16 protein-coding genes are annotated in these 19,403 nt (G+C 61.7%); 15 read left to right on the forward strand and 1 reads right to left on the reverse strand.

The genetic code is table 11. The features are described from left to right. The first annotated feature begins 135 nt into the window (after nt 1-135). The 10 genes from HJC04_RS12445 (at nt 136) to HJC04_RS12490 (ending at nt 13,225) form a co-directional block, all read left to right on the forward strand. A complete protein-coding gene (locus HJC04_RS12445; RefSeq protein ID WP_221146339.1) occupies nt 136-1,119 on the forward strand; it encodes an arabinose ABC transporter substrate-binding protein in 984 nt (327 codons plus the stop codon). Between the two features lie 69 nt (nt 1,120-1,188). Further along, nucleotides 1,189-2,694, forward strand: coding sequence for an L-arabinose ABC transporter ATP-binding protein AraG (gene araG / locus HJC04_RS12450; protein WP_221146342.1), 1,506 nt, complete (start codon nt 1,189-1,191; stop codon nt 2,692-2,694). A 17-nt stretch (nt 2,695-2,711) separates the two neighbouring features. Beyond that, the gene (gene araH, locus HJC04_RS12455; protein WP_221122960.1) at nt 2,712-3,662 is read left to right on the forward strand and encodes an L-arabinose ABC transporter permease AraH; all 951 of its coding nucleotides are present in this window, start codon (nt 2,712-2,714) and stop codon (nt 3,660-3,662) included. Then, nucleotides 3,659-4,549 (forward strand): aldose 1-epimerase, encoded by an 891-nt coding sequence (locus tag HJC04_RS12460; RefSeq protein ID WP_210629741.1) that lies wholly within the window; start codon nt 3,659-3,661, stop codon nt 4,547-4,549. Before araH ends, HJC04_RS12460 begins: the two co-directional genes overlap by 4 nt. Then, nucleotides 4,550-5,329 (forward strand): SDR family oxidoreductase, encoded by a 780-nt coding sequence (locus HJC04_RS12465; protein ID WP_210629742.1) that lies wholly within the window; start codon nt 4,550-4,552, stop codon nt 5,327-5,329. Nucleotides 5,330-5,474: 145 nt separating this feature from the next. Then, nucleotides 5,475-5,906: an OsmC family protein gene (locus HJC04_RS12470; protein ID WP_011426902.1), complete on the forward strand. Its 432-nt coding sequence runs from the start codon at nt 5,475-5,477 to the stop codon at nt 5,904-5,906. 202 nt (nt 5,907-6,108) lie between these two features. Continuing rightward, entirely contained in the window at nt 6,109-6,717 is a 609-nt protein-coding gene (locus tag HJC04_RS12475) for a TetR family transcriptional regulator (protein WP_085860528.1), read from the forward strand. Between the two features lie 49 nt (nt 6,718-6,766). Then, the gene (locus HJC04_RS12480; protein ID WP_210629743.1) at nt 6,767-7,906 is read left to right on the forward strand and encodes an efflux RND transporter periplasmic adaptor subunit; all 1,140 of its coding nucleotides are present in this window, start codon (nt 6,767-6,769) and stop codon (nt 7,904-7,906) included. An 83-nt stretch (nt 7,907-7,989) separates the two neighbouring features. Further along, nucleotides 7,990-11,133 carry an efflux RND transporter permease subunit gene (locus HJC04_RS12485; protein WP_221146343.1) on the forward strand — a complete coding sequence of 1,048 codons (3,144 nt, stop codon included), beginning with the start codon at nt 7,990-7,992 and terminating at the stop codon, nt 11,131-11,133. Nucleotides 11,134-11,314: 181 nt separating this feature from the next. Next, nucleotides 11,315-13,225 (forward strand): beta-N-acetylhexosaminidase, encoded by a 1,911-nt coding sequence (locus tag HJC04_RS12490; RefSeq protein WP_221146344.1) that lies wholly within the window; start codon nt 11,315-11,317, stop codon nt 13,223-13,225. Here the strand turns inward: HJC04_RS12490 and HJC04_RS12495 are convergent. Beyond that, nucleotides 13,222-14,139: an ROK family protein gene (locus HJC04_RS12495; RefSeq protein ID WP_210629746.1), complete on the reverse strand. Its 918-nt coding sequence runs from the start codon at nt 14,137-14,139 to the stop codon at nt 13,222-13,224. The two genes, HJC04_RS12490 and HJC04_RS12495, sit on opposite strands and share 4 nt — an antisense overlap. Before the next feature lie 306 nt (nt 14,140-14,445). Here HJC04_RS12495 and HJC04_RS12500 point away from each other — a divergent pair, with 306 nt between their 5' ends. The 5 genes from HJC04_RS12500 to HJC04_RS12520 all read left to right on the forward strand — a co-directional run bounded on the left by HJC04_RS12500 (nt 14,446) and on the right by HJC04_RS12520 (nt 19,388). Beyond that, nucleotides 14,446-15,024 (forward strand): exopolysaccharide biosynthesis protein, encoded by a 579-nt coding sequence (locus HJC04_RS12500; RefSeq protein WP_221123019.1) that lies wholly within the window; start codon nt 14,446-14,448, stop codon nt 15,022-15,024. Between the two features lie 113 nt (nt 15,025-15,137). Beyond that, the gene (locus HJC04_RS12505) at nt 15,138-16,091 is read left to right on the forward strand and encodes a sugar-binding transcriptional regulator (RefSeq protein ID WP_064805109.1); all 954 of its coding nucleotides are present in this window, start codon (nt 15,138-15,140) and stop codon (nt 16,089-16,091) included. 145 nt (nt 16,092-16,236) lie between these two features. Beyond that, nucleotides 16,237-17,547 (forward strand): sugar ABC transporter substrate-binding protein, encoded by a 1,311-nt coding sequence (locus tag HJC04_RS12510; protein WP_210629747.1) that lies wholly within the window; start codon nt 16,237-16,239, stop codon nt 17,545-17,547. Between the two features lie 136 nt (nt 17,548-17,683). Beyond that, the gene (locus HJC04_RS12515) at nt 17,684-18,556 is read left to right on the forward strand and encodes a carbohydrate ABC transporter permease (protein ID WP_085780200.1); all 873 of its coding nucleotides are present in this window, start codon (nt 17,684-17,686) and stop codon (nt 18,554-18,556) included. A gap of 1 nt (nt 18,557) precedes the next feature. Then, nucleotides 18,558-19,388, forward strand: a complete 831-nt coding sequence (locus tag HJC04_RS12520) for a carbohydrate ABC transporter permease (protein WP_085860523.1) — start codon at nt 18,558-18,560, stop codon at nt 19,386-19,388. Nucleotides 19,389-19,403: the final 15 nt, after the last annotated feature.

Consider the following 19,403-nt stretch of genomic DNA (forward strand, 5'->3'; position numbering starts at 1 on the left):
GGTCCATCCGTTCTCGCCACTACCTATTATTCTAATCATCATACATTAGCAATTGACTGGTATGATGATTTAACATAATTCATTGGGCGCTGCCTGGGAGGCAGCTGCTCGATTTCAGAGTTTAGGGAGAGAGACATGCGCTTGTTCAAAGCAGCTATTCTGGCTGGCACGTTCGCCATTCTGAGCACCGGCTCGGCATTTTCCGCAGACGTCAAGATCGGTTTCATCGTCAAGCAGCCGGAGGAGCCCTGGTTCCAGGACGAATGGAAATTCGCCGATCAGGCCGCCAAGGATAAAGGCTTCACGGTCGTCAAGATCGGCGCCGAAGACGGCGAGAAGGTTCAGTCGGCGATCGACAATCTCGGCGTGCAGGGTGCGCAAGGCTTCATCATCTGCACGCCCGACGTCAAACTCGGCCCCGGCATCGTCGCCAAGGCCGAAGCCAATCAGCTGAAGCTGATGACGGTCGACGACCGCCTCGTCAGTGCCGACGGCAAGCCGCTGGAAGACGTGCCGCATATGGGCATTTCCGCCACCAAGATCGGCGAGACCGTCGGACAGGCCATCGTCGACGAAATCAAGAAGCGCGGCTGGGACATGAAGAATGTCGGCGCGATCCGGGTTTCCTACGATCAGCTGCCGACCGCCGTCGACCGCGTCGAAGGTGCGATCTCGGTCCTGAAGTCCGCCGGGTTCCCGGCTGAGAACATCTATGATGCGCCGCAGGCGAAGACGGATACCGAGGCAGCACTCAACGCGGCGACCACCGTCCTCAACAAGCATGCCGACGTGAAATACTGGGTGGCCTTCGGCCTCAACGACGAAGCCGTTCTCGGCGCCGTCCGCGCTTCGGAATCGGTCGGTATTCCGGCGACCAACGTGATCGGTGTCGGCATCGGCGGCGCGGAATCGGCGATCAACGAGTTCAAGAAGCCGGCAGCGACGGGCTTCTTCGGCACGGTCATCATCTCGCCGAAGCGTCACGGCTACGAGACGGCGCTCAACATGTACGACTGGATCGCCAACGGCAAGGAGCCGGAAAAGCTGACCTTGACGGCAGGTTCGCTGGCGTTGCGCGGCGATTATGAGAAGGTCCGCAAGGAACTCGGCATCGAGTAATCATCGCCCGCGATAATGCATCTCCGGCGGCCGCTTGAGCGTGCCGCCGGAACCTCCGGTGGGGTGATGATGGCTTTTCTCGAATTCAAACATATCTCAAAGGGCTATCCCGGCGTACAGGCGCTGTCGGACGTTTCTTTCTCAGTCGAGAAGGGCGCCGTCCACGGCCTAATGGGTGAGAACGGCGCGGGCAAATCGACGCTGATTCGTGTGCTGTCGGGCGATCAGGCCGCCGATGCCGGCAGCATTCTCATCGATGGCGCAGAACAGAAATATGTCTCGGTGCGCGACGCCCTCCATGCCGGCGTCATCGTCATCCATCAGGAACTGCAGCTCGTTCCGGAGCTGACGGTGGCCGAAAATCTCTGGCTTGGCCGCTTTCCCGGCAAGGGCGGAGTGATTGATGCCAAAACCTTGATCGAGACGGTGCGGTCGAAACTCGAAGAGATCGGCATCGATGTCGATCCGTCGGCCAAGGTCGCTTCGCTTTCGATCGGCGCGCGGCAGATGGTCGAGATTGCCAAGGCGGTCATGTTCGAGGCGCGGGTCATCGCGCTCGACGAGCCCACCTCATCGCTTTCCTCGCGTGAAAGCGAAGTCCTGTTTTCACTCATCGACAGGTTGAAGGCGAAGGGAACGGTCATTCTCTATGTTTCGCATCGCCTCGACGAGATTTTTCGGCTTTGCGACAGCCTGACCGTGCTGCGCGACGGCAGGCTTGCCGCCCATCATGCCCAGATCGCGAAGACGACGCGCGAGCAGATCATTGCCGAAATGGTCGGGCGCAAGATCAGCAATGTCTGGGGATGGCGTGAGCGCCCGCTCGGCGGCGTCAGGCTTGAGGTCAAGGGCCTGTCGGGACCGAGGCTGCGCAATCCAATCAGTTTTTCGGTCCGCCAGGGTGAGATTCTCGGCTTCTTCGGGCTGGTCGGCGCCGGCCGCAGCGAGATGGCGCGGCTGCTTTACGGCGCCGACCACAGGCATCGGGGCGAGGTAACGATCGACGGTATTGCCGTTTCGCCGAACGATCCGACGACGGCGATCCGGGCCGGCATGGTGCTCTGCCCGGAGGACCGCAAGTTCGACGGCATCGTCCAGGGCCGATCGATCGAAGAGAATATCGCGATCTCGTCGCGCCGGCATTTCTCGCCCTTCGGCATATTGAACCCGAAGAAGGAGGCGGCGCTGGCCGATCAGTTCATCGCCCGGCTGCGGGTGCGCACGCCGTCGCGCAAGCAGGACATCATCAACTTGTCCGGTGGCAACCAGCAGAAAGTCATCCTTGGCCGCTGGCTCTCCGAGCAGGGTATCAAGGTTCTCGTGATCGACGAACCGACGCGCGGCATCGATGTCGGGGCGAAGTCGGAAATCTATGAAATCCTTTATGAGCTGGCGGCCGGCGGCATGGCGATCGTCGTGATCTCAAGCGAGCTGCCCGAGGTCATGGGCATCTCCGATCGCATCATGGTGATGTGTCAGGGCAGGGTGGCGGCCAATGTTGCCCGCCCGGATTTCGACGAGCGCAGCATCCTGACGGCGGCACTCCCCGACAAGAACGCCGCAGGCATCATTTAAGACTGGGAACACGGACGATGACTTCGTTGAAAAAAATCCTTCTCGGCGAACAGGGACTGGTGGTGATCTTCGCCGCCGCCTTCGTGATCGTCTCGCTCTTCGTTCCGAATTTCCTGACCGAGCGAAATATGCTGGGGCTGCTGCAATCGGTCGTCACGATCGGCATCGTCGCCTGCACGATGATGTTCTGCCTGGCCTCCCGCGATTTCGATCTTTCGGTGGGATCGATCGTCGCTTTCTCCGGCATGGCCGCAGTAATGGTCTCGAACGCGACGGGCTCCATTCCCGTAGGGCTCTTGGCCGCCCTGCTCTGCGGCGCCGTCGTCGGTTTCGTCAACGGCATCGTCATCGCCCGGTTCCGCATCAATGCGCTGATCACGACGCTTGCGACCATGCAGATCGTGCGCGGGCTGGCGCTGATCGCCTCGGACGGCCGCGCCGTCGGCATCAACGATCCGGCTTTCTACCAGCTTGCGCTATCGCGATTCCTGACCGTGCCGATGCCGATCTGGATCATGCTGATCCTTTTCCTCCTCTTCGGCTTCGTGCTCAACCGCACCGTTTTCGGAAAGAACACGCTGGCGATCGGCGGCAATCCCGAGGCGTCGCGGCTTGCCGGCGTCAATGTCGTCACCATGCGCGTCTGGATCTTTGCACTGCAGGGTCTCGTCTGCGGAATTGCCGGCATTCTGCTTGCTTCGCGCATCACTTCCGGCCAGCCGAACGCGGCGACGGGGCTCGAGCTCTCGGTGATCTCGGCCTGCGTCCTCGGCGGCGTTTCGCTCGCCGGCGGCCGGGCGACAATGAGCGGTGTTATCGTCGGGGTGCTGATCATGGGCATTGCCGAAAACGTTATGAACCTCCTGAATATTCAGGCATTCTATCAGTATGTCGTGCGCGGGCTGATCCTGCTGATCGCCGTGCTGCTCGACAATCTCAGGTCTTCGGCAACGGGGCGGCGCGGATGAGCAAAGGGCATGGCGGGGACAGCATCGATCTGAGCCACGGCGATCTCTCCGTGAGGATCAGCCGCCAGGGCGCGGCCGTCACTGCCGCAACATTCCGGGGCAAGCCTTTCCTCGTTTCGACAGGTGGCCCGGATGGGACCTTTGCGAGTTTTCCTCTGGTCCCGTTCGGCAATCGCGTGGAAGGCAATGCCATGTCCTTCGGCGGATGCGACTATGCCTTCCAGCGAAATTGCCACGACCCGCTCTACCTGCATGGCGATGGCTGGATCAGCCCATGGCAGGTGGAAGAATCGAGTTCCAAGCACGCGCAGCTCTGCTTTTCGCGTGATGCCGACCGGGTCTCGCCCTATGCCTATCTTAGTCGGCAAGAGATCCGTCTCAGCGGCAATCGGCTGGCGCTGACGCTCTCGGTGGAGAACAGGGGAGAGGCGGTCCTGCCCTTCGGGCTGGGGCAGCATCCCTTCTTCACACGGACGCCGGAAACACGGTTGACCATCGCAGCCGACCGCTTCTGGAGCGAACGGTCGGACCATCTCCCTGATGCACCCGGCCCGGTACCCGCTGAATTCAATTTCACGTCCGGTGCGCCGTTGCCGCGGCAATGGATGAACAACGCTTTCGAGGGATGGAACGGACGGGCAGCCATCACCTGGCCGGAACTTGGAATCCAGGCGGCGCTGGAAGCCGATGGTGCACTCAATCGCTTCATGCTGTACCTGCGGCTCGACCGGACAGATTTCTTCTGCCTGGAACCGATGAGTCACCTGCCGAATGGGCATCATCTGCCGGATTTCGGAGGGCTCAAGCCTCTTGAGCCAGGCGAGGTTCTTTCAGGCAGGGTCACGATCGATCTGTCGGCGCTGCCGGGTCAGCCGGAGGGAAGATAGATGGGCGATCGCCTGCAGGGCAAAAATATTCTGATCACCGGCGCTGCGCAGGGCATCGGCCTTGCGATCGCCAAGGCTTTCCTCAGGGAAAATGCTGCGGTTTATCTCGTCGATCGCGATGGAGCGCTGCTGGCGCAGGTAGCGGGAGTGCTTGCAAGCACAGGCGGCCAGGTTGGTTATCTGCCGGCCGATATTACCGATGCCGGAACGATCACGAGAGCGGTTGCTCAGGCGAACGACGAGATCGGCCCATTGAATGGGCTCGTCAACAATGCCGGCGTCAATGTCTTTGCCGAACCGCTCCACACGACCGACGAGGAGTGGAGCCGCTGCTTCGATATCAATCTGAAGGGAGCCTGGAATTGCTGCAAGGCGGTGCTGCCCGGGTTTATCGAGCGCGGCGGCGGCGTCATCCTCAACATCGCCTCCACGCACGCCTTCACGATCATTCCGCACACGTTTCCCTATCCGCTGGCGAAACATGCGCTGCTCGGCATGACGAAATCCCTGGGCCTGGAGTACGCGCCCCGCAATATCCGGGTCAACGCGCTGGCGCCGGGCTATGTCTCGACGCAGAAGGTGATCGACTACTGGAACAGCTTCCCCGATCCGGAGGCCGCCAAGGCCGAGACAATGGAGCTGCATCCGGCCGGGCGGATCGCAACTCCGGAAGAGATCGCTATGGCGGCAGTGTTCATGATCTCCGACGAATGCCCGTTCATGAACGCCACCTGCCTGACGATCGACGGCGGTCTCAGCGTGCAGCAGCATCCCGCCTGAAAGGCTTTCTATTCCGCCGATTTTTACGAGCCTGTCGTCTTCTCAGGATAGAGCGTTATATTGTCCGGCGGGAGCCTATCCATCTCCCTCAGGCATGGAGCGGCGCCCTGCCGCTTCCTCAAAACCATCGAAACAGGAGGACGGCATGCAGATCAATCGCACGGCTTCGGCTCATTGGAGCGGCGGCCTCAAGGACGGCAAGGGCCTGATCTCGACCCAGAGCGGCGCCCTGACAGACTATCCCTACGGCTTTGCCAGCCGCTTCGAAGGCATTCCCGGCACCAACCCGGAAGAGCTGATTGGTGCTGCCCATGCCGGCTGCTTCACCATGGCGCTGTCGCTCATCCTCGGCGAAGCCGGTTTCACCGCCGAGCATATGGAAACCTCGGCCAAGGTGACGCTCGAAAGCGTCGAGGGTGGCTTCGCCGTCACTGCCATCCATCTCTCACTTTCCGGCCGCATTCCCGGTGCCGACGAGGCGACCTTCACCGAACTCGCCAACAAGGCGAAAGCCGGCTGCCCGATTTCCAAGGCGCTCGCCGCCGTTCCGATCACGCTCGACGTCAAGCTCGCCTGATTATTTGCTGCCGCCGAGGAAGTGCCGCGCGTCTGACGTCGCGGCACTTTCCAATTGTGGCCGACGCTCATCGTCACATCGTTTCGAAATTCATCACGCTCAGCCGCTCGCGCCACGCAGGCGGCATTGACAAATGACGCATGATATTTTACGACTGACGAAATTCGAAAATCGTCAGTCGTAACTCGAGGTACCAAAACTCATGAACGACATCGCGGAAAATACGCTCGACGTCACGCGGCAGGAGAATGTCACGCGCATTCTCGACGCGGCCGAGCGGCTGTTCCGCCACTACGGCTACAGCAAGACGACGGTGGCCGACATCGCTCGCGATCTCGGCATGTCGCCGGCCAATATTTATCGTTTCTTCGCTTCGAAGGTGGAGATCCATCAGGCGCTCTGCGGACGCATGCTCGCCACCTGCTATCAGCTCGCCTACGACATCCGCCACCAGCCGCTCAGCGCCAGCGAACGCCTGCGCCTTTATGTCGAGACCCAGTATCAATGGACTATGGATACGATGCTCGACGAGATGAAGGTGCATGAGATGATCGTGGTCGCGATCGAGCGCGACTGGCATGTCATCGAGAAACATATCGATCGCGTCCATGATCTCATCGCCGAGATCATCGCCGAAGGCATCGCAGCCGGCGAGTTCGCCGAGCAGGACCCGGTCGTCGCCTCACGGTGTTTCGGCGCGGCGACGATCAATCTCTGTCATCCGCAGATGGTGGCGCAATGTCTTGCGAAAACCAACCGCGCAAGCGTCGACGAACTGATCGACTACGTCATCAGGGCGCTCAAGAAATAACCGACGGCAGCCGCCGTCGATCCCCCGAAACATTCCAGGAGTGCGGAAGATGTTTTCGCTCAAGATCCTCAGCAATCGCATGCCGTCCGTCGCGAGCCTCGCGCTCGTCGGCGCCGTCGGGATCGGCGTTTCCGCCTGCTCGGAAGAAAAAGCTGAGGTCAAGGAAGTCATCCGGCCGGTGAAGGTCGTGGAGATCGCCAAGGCCGACGATACCCGCAAGCTCGATTATTCGGGGTCGGTCAAGGCGCGGACGGAAATGAACCTCGGCTTCCGGGTGGCGGGCAAGATCACGGAGCGTCTCGTCGATATTGGTGACCGGGTGACGCCCGGCGACGTTCTCGCCCGCGTCGACGCCACGGACTACCAGCTCGCGGTCAAGACGGCAGAGGCCAATCTCGCCGCGGCCGAAAGGGGCGTCGAAACCGCCGATCTCGCCAACAAGCGCGCCGAGCAGCTGTTCGACAAGAGCGTCGCCCCGAAGTCGCAGCTCGAGCAGGCCGCGCTCAGCCATGATCAGGCGATCTCGCAGCGCGATGCAGCGCTCGCGGCGCTGGGCCAGGCGAAGAATCAGGTGAGCTATACCGATCTCAAGGCGGGGCAGAATGGCATCGTGACATCGATCAATGCCGATATCGGCCAGGTCGTCGGCTCCGGCAGCCCCGTCGTCACCGTTGCCGTCGAAGGCGAGAAGGAAGTGCAGATCGCGGTTCCGGAAAACGACATTGCCGAATTCAAGCCCGGCAAGACGGTCAAGGCCCGTTTCTGGGCGGATGACAAGCTGGTGCTCGACGGCAAGGTGCGGGAGGTTTCCGGCAGCGCCGACCAGCAGTCGCGCACCTTTGCCGTTCGCGTGAGCCTGCCGAACGATCCTCGCGTGTTGCTCGGCATGACCGCGACGATCGAAACCGACGTCAACAACGATAACAGCTATGTCTCGATCCCGCTTACCGCGCTGGCCGAGAAGCACGGCAAGCAAATGGTCTGGACGGTCGACCGCGACACGGCGACGGTACATGGCCGCGATATCAAGGTCGCCGATTTCACCGGCGATGGCGTGCATGTGACCGAGGGCCTCGATAGCGGCGATCTCGTCGTTGCCGCCGGCACCCAGTTCATGAGTGAGAACCTGAAGGTGAAGGTGCCGGAGCAGCAATCGGCCTCGGCCGATACCGACCAGACCGTGCGTTGATCGCGCAATTAAAGCAATTTGAGCATGATGTTCCCGAAAACCGCTGACACTTTTCGGCATCATGCTCCAAAGGAAACATGACCATGGACGCCAACACCGAAAAGCGGCCCTTCAATCTGTCGCGCTGGGCGATCGGGCATCCAAGCATCGCCCGCTTCCTCTTCGGGCTGATCATCATCACCGGCGTGCTCGGCCTGATGCGCATGGGCCAGCGCGAAGATCCGGAATTCACTTTCCGCGTCATGGTCGTGCAGGCAATCTGGCCGGGCGCTTCCATTCAGGAAATGGAAGATCAGGTCGTCAACAAGATCGAACGCAAGCTGCAGGAGACGCCGCATATCGACTGGGTCAAGTCCTATACGCGGGCGGGCAGTGCGATCATCACCCTGCAGGTCAAGGGCGACACCAATTCACAGGAGGTGGCGGATGCCTTCTACCAGGCGCGCAAGAAGGTCGGCGACATTTCCAGCGAACTGCCGCAGGGCCTGCTCGGTCCCTATTTCAACGACGAGTTCGGCGATACCTTCATCACGCTGCATTCGATCAGCGGCGAGGGTTATTCCTATCCGGAACTGAAGAAATTCGCGATCCAGGCGCGCGACATGCTGCTGACGACACCGGGCGTCGAGAAGGCCGTCATCATCGGCGACCAGCCTGAGAAGATCTATATCGACGTTTCGTCCAAGGCGCTTGCCGAGCGCGGCCTGACGGTCCTCGACCTGCAGAACGCCATCAAGGGCCAGAACAATGTCGATCCGGCAGGCTCGGTCGATACCGGTCTGCGCTCGGTGCGCATTTCGGTCGAAGGCGACATGAAGAAGGTGGCCGATATCCGCGAGCTGCGCCTTCGCGCTGGCGGCCAGGTGACCCGCCTCGGCGATATCGCCACCGTCAGTTCCGGGCTCGAGGATCCCTACCAGCGCAAATACCGGTTCAATGGCCATGACAGCGTTCAGGTCGGCGTCGTCATGGCCAAGGGCTTCAACGTCACCGATGTCGGCAAGGGCGTGGAAGCGACCTATCAGCGCTTCGAGGAAGCTCTGCCTTACGGCGTCGCGGTCGACCAGATCGCCAACCAGCCCGACGTCGTGACGGACGCGGTCAGCGAATTCATGCATGCGCTCGGCGAAGCGCTTGTCATCGTGCTCGTCGTCTCGTTCCTGTCGATCGGCTGGCGCTCGGGCCTCGTCATCGCCATCGCCATTCCGCTGGTGCTCGCCGCCACTTTCGCACTGATGTACGAACTCGGCATCGACCTGCAGCGCATCTCGCTCGGCGCGCTGATCATCGCGCTCGGCCTGCTCGTCGACGATGCGATGATTGTCGTCGAAATGATGGAGCGAAAGCTGGAGGAGGGGCTGGTCAAAATCGAGGCGGCAAGCTTTGCCTATTCCTCGACGGCCTTCCCGATGCTGACCGGTACGTTGATCACGACGGCCGGCTTCATTCCCGTCGGTTTCGCCGCATCGACGGCCGGCGAATATGTGCGTTCGCTGTTTTATGTCGTCGGCATCGCGCTCGTCACCTCGTGGTTCGTCGCGGTCTATTTCACGCCATGGCTCGGCTACATGATCCTCAAGCAGCGCCATCACGCCGGCGAGCACCGCGATGCTTTCGACACGAGCTTCTACCGCCGACTGCGCGGCACGGTCGGCTGGGCGGTTCGTCATCGGGTGATCGTGCTGCTGTTGACGCTCGGCACCTTCGTCACCAGCCTCTGGGCATTCCAGTTCATTCCGCAGAATTTCTTCCCGCAGTCGTCGCGGCCTGAGATTCTCGTCGATCTGTGGCTGCCCGAGGGCACCAGCATCAAAGAAGTCGAGGTGCAGGCAAAGGCGCTCGAAGCGAAGATGATGGATGATCCCGACAAGCGGTTCATCGCCACCTATATCGGCGAAGGCGCACCGCGCTTCTTCCTGCCGCTCGATCAGCAGTTGCGCAATCCGAATTTCGCCCAGCTGCTGGTCATGGCGAAGGACGAGCCGGCGCGCGAACGCTTGATCGTCAAGCTGCGCACCATTCTTGCCGAAGACTTCCCATCGATCCGCGGCAAGGTCGACCGCCTCTTCCTCGGCCCGCCCACCGGCTGGCCGGTGCAGATGCGCATCATGGGGCCTGATCGTCAGGAAGTGCGAGCGATCGCCGATCAGGTGAAGGCGCGTTTCGAAGCCAATCCGACGCTCGGCGCCATTCACGACGACTGGCTGGAACCGGTGCCGGCGATGAAGCTGGTGATCGACCAGGATCGCGCCCGGGCGCTGGGCGTGACCTCGCAGCGTGTGCGCCAGATGCTGCAGACCGCCATGTCCGGGGCGCCGCTCGATGATTTCCGTGACGGCGAGGAGACGGTCTCGATCGTCGCCCGCGAGCCGGACGCCAGCCGCTCGCTGCTGTCGGCGGTGAATTCCGTCTATGTCCCGACCGATTTCGGCGGCTTCGTGCCAGTCTCGCAGGTCGCCAAGGTCGTGCCCGTCATGGAGCAGGGCATCGAATGGCGGCGCGACCGGCTGCCGACGATCACGGTGCGCGCGACGCTGCCGGATGGCGTGCAGCCGAACGACGTCGTCATGAAGATGTATGCCGACATGAAGGACCTGCGCGACAGCCTGCCGGCCGGTTACAACGTCGAGATCCAGGGCGGCGCCGAGGATGCGGCGGAAAGCCAGATGTCGATCGCCGCAAAGGCGCCGATCATGCTTGCCGTCATCATCGTGCTGCTGATGGTGCAGCTGCAGCATTTCGGCAAGGCGATGCTGGTGCTTGCCACCGGTCCGCTCGGCATCATCGGGGCTGCGGCCGCCCTGCTGATCAGCGGCGCGCCCTTCGGCTTCGTGGCGATCCTGGGCGTCATTGCGCTGCTCGGCATCATCATGCGCAACTCGATCATCCTGGTCGACCAGATCGACCAGGATATCAAGGCCGGCATGCACCGGCAGGAGGCGATCGTCGGGGCTGCCGTGCGTCGTTTCCGGCCGATCATGCTGACGGCGCTGACGGCTGTGCTGGCGCTGATCCCGATCTCGCGCGGCGTCTTCTGGGGTCCGCTCGCCTTCGCCATGATGGGCGGCATCCTGGTCGCGACAGTGCTCACCATTCTGGTTCTGCCGGCCGGTTACGCTCTTTTCTTCGGCCGCGAGCCGAAGGCAAAGGACGAGCCAGGCCGGGATGCCGACGCCATCCAGGAAGAGGCGGATGACAGACATCCGCCGGCGTTGGCAGCCGAGTGAGGACGGCGCGGCGAAAGCCGCGCCGTTTTCCTTGCAGGTCACACTCTCACGGTTCTCATCACTGCCCGCTTCGTCTCGACTCGCGCCGATTCCATTGCCGTCTCGAAAAAGTTAAGCTTTTGAAAGCATGCCGGGGCGCGAGCCGTAATCCCGGCCGTCCATTGACAGGGGAGGCGCGACCATGGCCGATTATCGTCTGGAAACAAGCTGGCACCCGGTCGAAGGCAGTTTCGGGCGCTTGATCTTCACTCTCTTCAATCTTTCAGCCGAGCCTCTCTCCGGCTTCTCGCTCGCCTATACGTCGGAGACGCGGGTTGCCGACAAATATGTCTGCGATGGCGGCAGCCTGGAGCGACAGCTCGCGCATTTCCATGAATTCCGCCCGCCCGAGGAACTGAGCGTGCCGCCGGGCGGCCACTGGCGGTTCACCGTCGAGGGGCTGACCCGAGAACCGAAACATGTGACATCAGGGGTCAAATCGGCCTATCTGACACTTGGCGACGGGCGCCATGTTCCTGTCGGTTTCGGCGATCTCCTTCTCGAAGGCCGGGATGGCGGCATTGCGCCGCCGCTTCTGCCGCCGGGCCGGGTGGAGGAACCGTATTCGCTGCTGCCCTGGCCGCTGGCGCTCGCGCTGAAGGCGGGGGAACTGCCGGTCGTCCTTTATCCGGCCGAGAGCACGCGACCCGACGCGGTCAAGGCGTTGTCCCTGGTTCTTTCGCTTTACCAGCGGCTCTATCCGGCCAAAAACGTGCCGTTCTCGCTCTGCGGCGTAAAGGGCGGGCGCGCTATTCGTTTCGTTACCGAATCATCGATCGCTGCGTTCGCCTATGAAATACGATTTACCACGCATGAGGTCGTGCTCTCCAGCGCGGATGCGACGGGTCGACACAGTGGCCTGATCAGTCTGGCGCAACTCATGCACGGCGCGCGTGCCGATCGGGAGAGCTTCAGATTTCCGAATTTCGGCACGATCGCCGACCAGCCGCGTTATGACTGGCGCGGCTGCCATCTCGATGTGGCCAGACAGTTCTATCCGGTGGCTGACGTCATGCGGCTAATCGATATCCTCGCCTGGAACAAGCTCAACGTCTTCCATTGGCACCTGACCGACGACGAAGCCTGGCGGCTGGAGATCAAGGCCTATCCCCAGCTTACGGAGATCGGCGCGCGGCATGGCCCGGACGAGGTGCTCGTGCCGCAGCTTGGTGACGGGGCGAAACCGCGCTACGGCCATTACTCGCAGGAGGATGTCAGGCGGATCGTCGCGCATGCCGCCTCTCTGCATGTCGAGGTGGTGCCGGAAATCGATGTTCCCGGCCATAGCACCGCGACGCTGTTGTCATTGCCCGGCCTCGTCGACGGGCAGGAGGCGCCGGACAGCTACCGCGCCGTGCAGGGTTATTCCAACAATGCCCTCAACCCGGCGATCGAATTCACCTATGAATTTCTCGGCAAGGTGTTCGACGAGATGGTCACGCTGTTTCCCGGCGAATATATTCATATCGGCGGCGACGAGGTCGCAAGCGGCGCCTGGCTTTCCTCGCCGCTTTGCAAGGCGCTGATGGAACGGGAGAAAATTGCCGGCACCGCGGAGCTGCAATCCTATTTCCTGAAACGGATTAAGGCCATGTTGTCGGAGCGCGGCAGGAAGCTCGCTGGCTGGAACGAAGTCTCACATGGCGGCGGCGTCGATCGCGACGGTACTTTGCTGATGGCCTGGGAAAAGCACGCTGTCGGCATCGAGCTGGCGCAGCAAGGCTACGATGTGGTGATGACGCCGGGCCAAGCCTATTATCTCGACATGGCGCAGGCGGAAGCCTGGTCCGAGCCCGGTGCGAGCTGGGCGGGCCATGCGCCACCGGAACATAGCTATGCTTACGAGGCCGAGGGCGAGTTGCCGGATACGCTACGCGAGAAGATGCGCGGCGTCCAAGCCTGCATCTGGACTGAAAACTTCCTCTCTGGCGCCTATTTCAACCGGCTGGTCTTCCCGCGCCTTTCGGCCGTCGCCGAAGCCGCCTGGACGCCCCTGGAACGCAAGGACTGGGACCGGTTCGCAGCGATCGTACGGATGTGGCCGGTGCTTTAGGATGCAGCGGCATCGGCTTTCAGTCCCAGCAGCGCTGCGCCGATCAGGCCTGGCTCGATGCGGCATTCGCTCGGCACCACCAGCGGACGGTCGAACTTGCGCAGGGTGCGGGTGCGCACCGCCCGGTCGAGCTTGGCCAGCAGCGGCTCGACATTGGAAAGCCCGCCGCCGACCGGCACGATGGTCGCGCCGGTGATGTTGATCGTCAGGGCGAGCGGCGAGGCGACGAGATCGACATAGACGTCGATGGTGCGGGTTGCCTTCTCCTCGCCGCGCCGCCACTGATCGATGATTTCTTCGCTCGCAAGGTCGAGATCATGCAGCGTCTTGTGCAGGCGCTCCAGGCCGCGCGCGCCGCCAACGGTGTCGACACAGCCCTTCTGGCCGCAGCCGCAGGCATAGGCGGGAATGGCGACGGGAGGATTGCCGGCCGCCGATGCGATGATCGGTCCATGACCCCATTCGCCGGCAAAACCTCCGGCCTCGTTGACGAGGCGCCCATCGGCGACCAGGCCGCCACCGACACCGGTGCCGAGAATGGCGCCGAAGACGATACGGTGGCCGCGGCCGGCTCCGAGACCGGCTTCAGCCATGGCGAAACAGTCGGCGTCATTGGCGATCAAAACAGGCAGGGCGAGTTCGGCTTCTAGGTCGGCTGCGAGCGTGCGGTCGTGGATGCAGGGAATGTTGGCGCAGGTCAGGCGCTGGGTATCGGGATCGACGACGCCAGCGATCGACAGGGCAATGCGGCTCGGCTGTTCGCCGGTCTCGGCGATAATGCTGCACAGGGTCTCGACGAAAGCGGCAAAATCCTCCTTCGGCGTCGGACGGCGGCCGAGGGGCACGATGTCTGTCTCGGAGCGGGCGATGCCGCCCTTGATGGCGGAGCCGCCGATGTCGAATGAAATAATCATTGCCTGCCTGCCGTTTCTCTGGCCTTCAGCGTCTGCTCGCACTGTTGGCCGGGAATTTCAAGCCTTCATGCATCTGCCTGCCATGCGCTTGCGGCGCAAAGGAGCGACGGTCGAACGTGAATCGCCGCCGACAGGTCTTTCATTGATTTCCTGTCCCTTAAGTCATTCAATTGGCATATTGCGCGGCCAAAATCGCAATTCGCACCTCCATCATCTACCGGTATCATGACCATCGAAAACGCCGATTCCAATAGACGCAGAAGACCCCGTCCGCCACGTCCCAAAGGCCGCCGCCTCTCAGCGGTCCTGCGGCAGCTGGCAGGCGACCGAAGCCGGCAGTGGATCTCGATCGGCGATCTGTTCGAGACGATGGGTGACAGGGCGATCAGTGCTCTGATGCTGATCTTCGCGCTGCCGAACGCCTTTCCCACCCCGCCCGGCACCTCGGCAGTGCTGGGCGCGCCGCTGGTTCTCCTGGCGGTGCAATTGACCTTCGGGCTGAAACCCTGGCTGCCGAAGGCGATCGCAAACCGGTCGATGCGGCGGGAAGACTTCGAGACCATCGTCGGCCGCATCCACCGCTGGCTCGCCTGGGCGGAGCGCATGCTGAAGCCGCGGCTTGCGATCTTCGCCGAGCCGCCGGCGGAATATTTCGCCGGCCCTGCCTGTCTGCTGCTTTCGATCGTGCTGGTTCTGCCGGTTCCGCTCGGCAACATCCTGCCGGCGATCACCATCTCGGTCTTCGCTTTCGGCATCATGGGGCGTGACGGGCTCTTCGCGCTCATCGGCTTTATCATGACGACCGTGTCGCTCGTCATTGCCGGCAGCGTGATCTACGGTCTCGCAAAGGCGTCGATTTATTTCGTCATGCAATGGTTTGCCTGAGCGGTGGCGTCAACAGGCTCGACATTTTCGGGAATTTTGTTTTGATCTGGCGCATAGAGACTCACATCGAGCCGGCGGCGGCAAGCCGGCTCATTTTGCGCGGTAGGCAGTAGATGGCAAAAAGATCAGAGACCCCTGCACGGCTCGACGATGCAGCCCGTGCCGGCTGGCTTTATTACGTCGCCGGACGCACGCAGGATGAAATCGCCGCCGCGATGGGCATTTCACGGCAATCGGCGCAGCGGCTGGTCTCGCTTGCGGTCGCCGAGCGTCTGATCAAAGTGCGGCTCGACCATCCGATCGCCGCCTGCCTCGAGCTTGCCAACCAGCTGCGGCGAAAATTCGGGCTGAAACATGTGGAGGTGGTGCCGAGCGACGCGGGTTCCTCATCGACCACCGTCGGCATCGCCGAGGCGGGTGCGGCCGAGATCGAGCGCTGGCTGAAGCGGCCGGAACCGATCGTGCTGGCGGTCGGCACCGGCCGCACGCTGAAGGCGGCGGTCGACCAGCTTCCGGCGATCGAATGTCCCAATCACCGGATCGTCTCGTTGACCGGCAATATCGCGCCGGACGGTTCGGCCGCCTATTACAACGTCATCTTCAGCATGGCGGATGCGGTGAAGGCGCGGCACTATCCGATGCCGCTGCCGGTGCTCGTCACCTCGGCCGAAGAACGGGAGCTGCTGCATGGCCAGCAATTGGTGCGCTCGACGCTCGACATGAGCGCGCAGGCCGACGTCACCTTCGTCGGCATCGGCGAGCTCGGCATCGACGGGCCGCTCTGCGTCGACGGCTTTCTGGAAAAGGACGAGATGATGGAACTGATGCGCGGGGGCGCCGTCGGTGAAATCTGCGGCTGGATCTTCGATGTCGACGGCAAGCTGCTCGACAACCCGATCAACGAGCGCGTCGCCTCGGCGCCGATCCCATCCCGCGAGGCATCGATGGTCATCGGGCTCGCCAAAGGCAAGCGCAAATTCAAGGCGATCAGAGCGGCCGTTGTCGGCCATCAGATCAACGCTCTGATCACCGACGAAGAGACGGCCGAATTTTTGCTCAAAAGCTGAGCAAAAAATATCTCAATCAAATCAAAGGGAAGACCTTTGTCTTCGGCATCGCAGCAACGATTGCCGATTGACATTTTTCGTCGAGTTGTGAGTAATTGCTCATGAGCAAAGCTAATGCTCACATCTCGTCTTCTGGGAGGAAGATATGACATTGAGAACTTTCCTGCTGGGCGCCTGCTCAGCATTGGCGTTTGCCAGCATGGCTTCGGCCGAAACGCTGACAATCGCGACCGTGAACAACGGCGACATGATCCGGATGCAGAAGCTGACGGATGATTTCAAGGCGAAGAATCCCGGCATCGACCTTGAATGGGTCACCCTCGAAGAAAACGTGCTGCGCCAGAAGGTCACGACCGACATCGCGACCAAGGGCGGCCAGTACGACGTTCTGACGATCGGCACCTATGAAGTTCCGATCTGGGCGAAGCAGGGCTGGCTGCTGCCGCTCGACAACCTCGGCGACGCCTATGACGTCAACGACCTGCTGCCGGCCATCCGCAGCGGCATCAGCATGGACGGCAAGCTCTATGCAGCGCCGTTCTATGGCGAAAGCTCGATGGTCATGTACCGCAAGGATCTTTTCGACGCCGCCGGTCTGAAGATGCCCGATGCGCCGACTTGGGACTTCATCGCAGACGCTGCGAAGAAGATCACCAACAAGGACAAGGAAATCTACGGCATCTGCCTGCGCGGCAAAGCCGGTTGGGGCGAAAACATGGCCTTCCTGACGGCGATGTCGAACTCCTTCGGGGCGCGCTGGTTCGATGAGAAGTGGAAGCCGCAGTTCGATCAGCCCGAGTGGAAGGACACGCTGACCTTCTACGTCAACCTGATGAAGGAAGCCGGCCCTCCGGGCGCCTCCTCCAACGGTTTCAACGAGAACCTGGCGCTGTTCCAGACCGGCAAGTGCGGGATGTGGATCGATGCAACGGTCGCCGCGTCCTTCGTCTCCGATCCGAAGCAGTCGCAGGTCGCCGACAAGGTCAGCTTCGCGCTCGCTCCGGACAAGGGCCTCGGCAAGCGCGGCAACTGGCTCTGGGCCTGGAACCTCGCTATTCCGGCAGGCTCGCAGAAGGTCGAAGCCGCCGAGAAATTCGTCGCCTGGGCAACGAGCAAGGACTACACCAACCTTGTTGCCGAGAAGGAAGGCTGGCTGAATGCACCTCCCGGCACCCGCACCTCGCTTTATGCGAATGCGGAGTATCAGAAGGCTGCCCCCTTCGCCAAGATGACGCTCGATTCGATCAACTCGGCCGACCCGACCAAGCCGACCGTCAAGCCGGTCCCCTATGTCGGCGTCCAGTTCGTGGCGATCCCGGAATTCCAGGGCATCGGCACGGCGGTGGGCCAGCAGTTCTCGGCAGCCCTTGCCGGCCAGATTTCGGTCGATCAGGCGTTGAAGAGCGCACAGCAGCTGGCAACCCGCGAAATGACCAAAGCCGGCTACATTAAATAAAACCTCCTGAGAAGAGGCGGATCCTTGACAATCCGCCCCTCTGGGCCGCCGATTGCCCGAACCGCATCGGCGGCCTCTTTTCAGATTAAAGCTGCCTTGCGGCCGCTCCCTGCTTCAGATCAGATCGGTGATTGCCATGGCAACAACACATACTCGCTCCGCGGCGCGCCTGATGATTGCGCCCTCCGTGCTGTTCCTCTTTGCGTGGATGATCGTTCCGCTCGCGATGACGATCTACTTCTCGCTGCTGAACTACAATCTGCTCAGCCCCGGCATGGAGAGCTTTGTCGGCCTGCTGAACTACGAATATTTCCTGTCCGATCCGGCCTTCATCGCCGCGCTGATCAATACGCTGCTGCTTGTCGCCGGCGTTCTCGTCGTTACCGTCGTCGGCGGAATTGCCTTTGCGCTGTTGCTCGACCAGCCGATGTACGGCCAGGGCATCGTGCGCATCCTCGTCATCGCGCCGTTCTTCGTTATGCCGACAGTGGCGGCACTCGTCTGGAAGAACATGTTCATGAACCCGGTCAACGGCCTGTTTGCGCATCTGGCGAAGGCGCTCGGCCTGCAGCCGATCGACTGGCTGGCGAATGCGCCTCTGTTGTCCGTCATCCTCATCGTCGCCTGGCAGTGGCTGCCCTTTGCCACCCTCATTCTGTTGACGGCGCTGCAGTCGCTCGACGAAGAGCAGAAGGAGGCCGCCGAAATGGACGGCGCCGGAGCAATCTCGAAATTCATCTATATCATCCTGCCGCACATGGCGCGCGCCATCACCGTGGTGATCCTGATCCAGACGATCTTCCTGCTTTCGGTCTTCGCCGAAATCCTCGTCACCACCAATGGCGGGCCGGGCACCGACAGCACCAATCTCACCTATCTCGTCTATGCGCAGGCACTCCTGCAGTTCGATATCGGCGGCGCTTCGGCAGGCGGCATTGTCGCGGTCGTGCTTGCCAACATCGTCGCGATCTTCCTCGTCCGCCTCGTCGGCAAGAATCTGGAGGCTTGAGATGGCCAGAAAAGTCACAACTCAGCGCAAGGTCATCATGACCGCGATTGCCTGGACGCTCGGCATCCTGATCTTCTTTCCAATCCTCTGGACGTTCCTGACCAGCTTCAAATCGGAAGCCGATGCCATTGCCTCGCCGCCGCAGTTCCTGTTCTTCCACTGGACGACGGAAAATTATGCGGAAGTGCAGAGCCGGTCGAACTATCTCAGCCACTTCATGAACTCGGTGGTCATTTCCTTCGGCTCGACGCTGATCGGGCTGGTCATCGCCATTCCGGCCGCCTGGGCGATGGCTTTCGCGCCCACCAAGCGGACCAAGGACGTGCTGATGTGGATGCTCTCGACCAAGATGATGCCGCCCGTCGGCGCGCTCATCCCCATCTATCTGATGTTCCGCAATTCTGGTCTGCTCGACACGCGCACCGGGCTGGTGATCGTGCTGACGCTGATCAACCTGCCGATCATCGTCTGGATGCTCTACACCTACTTCAAGGAAATCCCCGGCGAGATCCTGGAAGCAGCCCGCATGGACGGAGCGTCGCTGATGAAGGAGATCGTCTACGTGCTGACGCCGATGGCGGTGCCCGGCATTGCCTCGACGTTGCTTCTGAACATCATCCTTGCCTGGAACGAGGCGTTCTGGACGCTCAACCTCACCGCCTCAAAGGCAGCGCCCTTGACGGCCTTCATCGCCTCCTATTCCAGCCCGGAAGGCCTGTTCTACGCCAAGCTTTCGGCGGCCTCGACTATGGCGATCGCGCCGATCCTGATCCTCGGCTGGTTCAGCCAGAAGCAACTCGTCCGCGGCCTGACCTTCGGCGCAGTGAAATAAGAAAAGGGAGACAAA

It is taken from the genome of Rhizobium sp. NLR8a, assembly GCF_019685235.1.
GTDB lineage: Bacteria > Pseudomonadota > Alphaproteobacteria > Rhizobiales > Rhizobiaceae > Rhizobium.